Genomic DNA, 4,110 nt, shown 5'->3' with positions numbered 1-4,110 from the left:
TCCAAAGAACTGATCTGGCTTTGACATCACTTGATTTGTGACATAGACGCAGATGTTTTGTGTGTCTGCAATTTTGAGCAAATTGTGCATGTGCTTGTTGATCTTTTGCTGGCGTTCTGCAAGTGTTCCTCGTCCGACAAACTCTGCTCTGAAATGTGCTGTCAACGAATCCACCACAATGAGCTTGACATTCATCTGCTGTTCATTAATCATTTCCTCTACTTTTTCGACAAGCAGCATTTGATGATCGCTATTGTACGCTCTTCCTACTTTGATGCACTTCAATACTTTGTCAGCATCCAATCCTTTTGCTTCTGCCAATTGTTTGATTCTTTCTGGGCGAAAGGTATTTTCTGTATCCACGTAAAACACAACGGGATTATTGTCTATGTCTGCCGCCACTGCGTTGACTGCAAGAATATGACCAACTTGCGTTTTTCCTGCACCAAACTCTGCGTAGATTTCTGTAATTGCTCCTGTTTCAAAGCCGCCAGCCATCATCGCATCAAACCCTTTGTGGCCAGTTGAGATTTTTGTGACGCGCTCTCGCTTCTTCATCACTTGATCGCCGCTTTCAAATCCCATATCCAGATTTGTTCGCGCTGCGTTGATTATTTTTCTCGCGCCTGGTTCAGAAATGCCTGTTGCTTCCACAATCTCTCCCGGAGTTGCAACAGCAATCGCCATCACTGTTCCAAACCCTACTGCAGTTAATTTTTCTGCTGTCGCAGGACCAATTCCTGGCAGGTCATGAATGGTGATGTTTCCCTTCTTCTTTACTTCACCAGTCTCTTCGCTTTGTTCCAGCGCTGCTTTTTCCTCGCGGAACTTTTCTTCATCAAATTCTTCTGTACTCATGTTTTCCTCAAATACCTGTTGTTGTCTTCGCATAGGGATCTCCTCCTTATTTAAAAAATTTCACTTCATTCATTTTTTAATTGAAAATAATAAAAAAATAAAAGATTTAATTAAGCATTCCGAAATTCCACTAGTGTGTTTCACCAGTGGACGAAGTCCACAATCAAAAAATGAACTGTGGAATTTCGCAATGCGTCAAGAACCACCTAAGCCATGCCACCGATCTATAGCGACCGAAGGGAGCGGTGATCGGTTGTTCTTGACGCAAACAAAACTTTTGCTTATTCTTCAGCTTCAGCTACGTCTGCACTATCTTTTGCAAAGACAAGGAAATCATATGCCTTGTTTATTGCTGCGGCAGCTCTTGGAAGGTCATTAATTCTCATGGAATTTGTACTTTTCCATGCTCCTTCCTTGTCTTTGTAGCTTCGTTCCAAAGAAATCGTGTTGTAGCTCATTTCTTTGCCATCAACTTCTTTTCCTGCATTCTTCCAGACAGTCACGCTGACAGCTCCTGCTCTGAATTTCTTTACTGGCTTATTTCCTGTTTTGGTTTCCATAATTCCACCTTCCTTTCGGGTTTTCTTTCAGCAGTGCGAGTTCTGGTGCATTTCTGCACTTTTCTTCTCAAAACTCTCATCTGTGGTGTACTCTTATCATTATCACAGAAGTAGATATAGCTCACAGCAGCATGTCCAGTGTGGGTTGTGCTTACGATTTACTGAGAATAAGAGCACTGGACATGATGGTTTGTCTTGTGGTATAAAGAATTTTGAAAAAATAACTTTCTGATGTACGGCAGGTGATTTTTTCTAAAAATTCTTTAATGATAATTGATTACGAACTCGCAACGCTGAACTCACGAACAAGCAACGCATGGCGAGGCATGTCATTATTTTTATTATTTCAATTGCTGTGTTGCATAATTCAAAATGATCTTGTATTGGAGTATAGCAGAAGCTACGCTTCAGCGTAGCGTTTCATCTTCTGATACGCCCAGAATTTTATTTTCGCTTCTTGAATTATCCCCCTCTCTGATCTTGCATGTATTTTCTCCCCAAACATCCTCTTTACTGCGCTAAATATCCCCTCTGTCGCCAACCAACGAGAGCCATATTGATGTTCTCTTGCCCAAAGATCATATCCTAAAAGATTTCGTTCTTCTACATTCTTATCTCGTTCCCTACTTCCGGAGGGAACGATAGCATTTTTATCTGGCTTGATGATTGGTTCAATTCCATTGTAGACCAGTTGATTCCAAAGAGCAATCTCATCGTAAGAACCATCACCACCAAAGCATTTAATATTCACTTTTTTATTTCGTAAATCGGCAAGCTGTCGCTTTGCCGAATCTAATTCAGACTCTTGAATAAGATTAACTTCAAAGCTCACTGGTTCTTTTGATTTTGGATCGCCCAAAATAATTACTTGTACCCAGCGACGGTTTTTCTTACCATATTTTTCACGTAGATATTCGCCACTTTCTATCACTTGCAAACCAGTTCCATCACTAAATAAAGTAAGGCTATTGCCTTGCGGCACAACAAGCTGACATTCCAGCTTGTTTATGCGTCGATTAGCTGTGGTGTAATCGTTGTAGTTTGGAACTTTCCCAAAATCAGCTAATCTTCTGGTCATTCCTTCAATCATTCGACAAGGAATACTTTTTGCATGCCAGATTCCTTGTAACTCAATGAGAGAATTTGGAAATTGATAAGGTGCTCCTATTTTCCCCAAATTCATTTGATATAATTCATCTTCCCATTTTTCAATGAAGTCTAAATCTAAAAAGAACTCGCCTCGCTTGATGAGCTGTTCATTGTACTTTTTCCAATCACGTCTGTCAAAATAACTATCTCCCCATCGTTTTGTTTTTGCCATAAAACACCTCAAAATAGAAAGATATATATACATGTATATATATCTTGTTGTTATGAGAACCTTAAAAATAAAAAACAATGAGTTAGAACTCAAAGATGAAGTAGAAACTATCTTCCAAAAGACTGTGACAAAATTTGGAAATGGCGCAAAAATCGATTGCTTGAAAAAATATGTTGGAAAAGAAGTTTATGTCATAATCAGAAAGAAGAATTAATTATGCAACACAGCATTTCTGAAGGGGGAAACTATTCACTCCCTATTTCTCCAACAATTCATCTTGCCCGATATGTGGGAATACTTCATGGCGCAGGGTATGTGCTTCAGGAAGGAATTGCGCCGCTTGTTCTCGAACAGCAGCTTCGCGATCTTGCTGCTGCGAATTTTCCTGCTGCAAATGGATATTTGCCGACGTGCCTGAAAAGAGTACCAAATGAGGATAAGATATCCTTCTTCAGCGCATTATTTTTTGACTTGAGCAGTACAAGCCGCGCAGGACATATTGTTTCACTAGATACTATTGGCAAAGAAGGAAGTGCACTTCTTGCATCTTATCTGGGCGGATTTTTCTCTGGATGTCAAGATATTGCTCTTCTGCAAGAATATGCCCAACGGCTTCAGCAAACCTCTTTTCCCATATTCCGACAGCAGACACGAACACTCTACAGGCCATAAAATATTTAGGTTGCATGTACTTTCTTTCGAATATGGCTCTTGACAAACAGAGAATAGATGCGCTTGTCCGGTATTATGACCAATTCCATAAGGAAGAACGACAACCAAAACGAACTTCTATTGGATATTATCGCCCGACAAATCTCCGTGATGTCCGAACAGTGTTTGATATATTGTACCATCAGAGAGATCTGAGACCAATGGATATTTTTGCTGACGCAGGAGGCGGAGATGGCAGAGTTGCCGCGCTCGCGTCCCTCTATGGAGCACGGGCATGTTCTATTGAAGGAGACAGAGCAATGTATGCCACTGCAATAAAACGCAGAGGAGAACTTATTGCACAGGGAATTCTCGACCAGTCGGAAAATAATAATGGACCATGGCTTGTGGAAGGAGATTTTCTTGACCCTGCGACGTATCTGCAGCAACTGCATATAACACCGCATGCAGTAGATATTTTTTTTAATGCAGGAGACAATGAGCAAGGACTGGCGCGCCTTATCAAAAGTTATGGCAAAGAATTTGCCAACCTGATTCTTATGCAATCATCTTCTCCATTACTCATATCACACCTTCCGTATGCTTCTGTCTATCGAGATGATCAGCAAAGATACCTCGCAACAATTTACGGCGCAAATTAATTACTCCTTATTAGTGATAAAATAGCCGAAACCTTTAAATATAAGCCTGAATCTAAAG

The 4,110-nt window shown here is 40.5% G+C and carries 6 protein-coding genes; 3 read left to right on the top strand and 3 right to left on the bottom strand.

The annotated features are described in order from the left end of the window. From radA to HZC31_05470, 3 genes are all read right to left on the bottom strand, one after another. Nucleotides 1–891, bottom strand: an 891-nt coding sequence (radA, locus tag HZC31_05480; protein MBI5002814.1) for a DNA repair and recombination protein RadA, incomplete at its 3' end; no start/stop codon positions are given. 248 nt (nucleotides 892–1,139) lie between these two features. Continuing rightward, nucleotides 1,140–1,418 carry a hypothetical protein gene (locus HZC31_05475; GenBank protein ID MBI5002813.1) on the bottom strand — a complete coding sequence of 93 codons (279 nt, stop codon included), beginning with the start codon at nucleotides 1,416–1,418 and terminating at the stop codon, nucleotides 1,140–1,142. A gap of 400 nt (nucleotides 1,419–1,818) precedes the next feature. Continuing rightward, nucleotides 1,819–2,739 (bottom strand): IS5 family transposase, encoded by a 921-nt coding sequence (locus HZC31_05470; GenBank protein MBI5002812.1) that lies wholly within the window; start codon nucleotides 2,737–2,739, stop codon nucleotides 1,819–1,821. A gap of 52 nt (nucleotides 2,740–2,791) precedes the next feature. Here HZC31_05470 and HZC31_05465 point away from each other — a divergent pair, with 52 nt between their 5' ends. The 3 genes from HZC31_05465 to HZC31_05455 are packed head-to-tail and all read left to right on the top strand — an operon-like array spanning nucleotide 2,792 to nucleotide 4,052. After that, a complete protein-coding gene (locus tag HZC31_05465) occupies nucleotides 2,792–2,953 on the top strand; it encodes a DUF2080 family transposase-associated protein (GenBank protein ID MBI5002811.1) in 162 nt (53 codons plus the stop codon). Nucleotides 2,954–2,955: 2 nt separating this feature from the next. Next, nucleotides 2,956–3,411: a hypothetical protein gene (locus HZC31_05460; GenBank protein ID MBI5002810.1), complete on the top strand. Its 456-nt coding sequence runs from the start codon at nucleotides 2,956–2,958 to the stop codon at nucleotides 3,409–3,411. Between the two features lie 32 nt (nucleotides 3,412–3,443). Continuing rightward, the gene (locus HZC31_05455) at nucleotides 3,444–4,052 is read left to right on the top strand and encodes a hypothetical protein (GenBank protein ID MBI5002809.1); all 609 of its coding nucleotides are present in this window, start codon (nucleotides 3,444–3,446) and stop codon (nucleotides 4,050–4,052) included. The last annotated feature ends 58 nt before the right edge of the window (nucleotides 4,053–4,110 follow it).

The organism is Candidatus Woesearchaeota archaeon (genome assembly GCA_016214075.1).
Classification (GTDB): Archaea; Nanobdellota; Nanobdellia; order Woesearchaeales; family DSVV01; genus JACRPI01.
The sequence above is the reverse complement of the archived record's forward strand: the minus strand, read 5'-3'. Positions and strand labels throughout refer to the sequence as shown.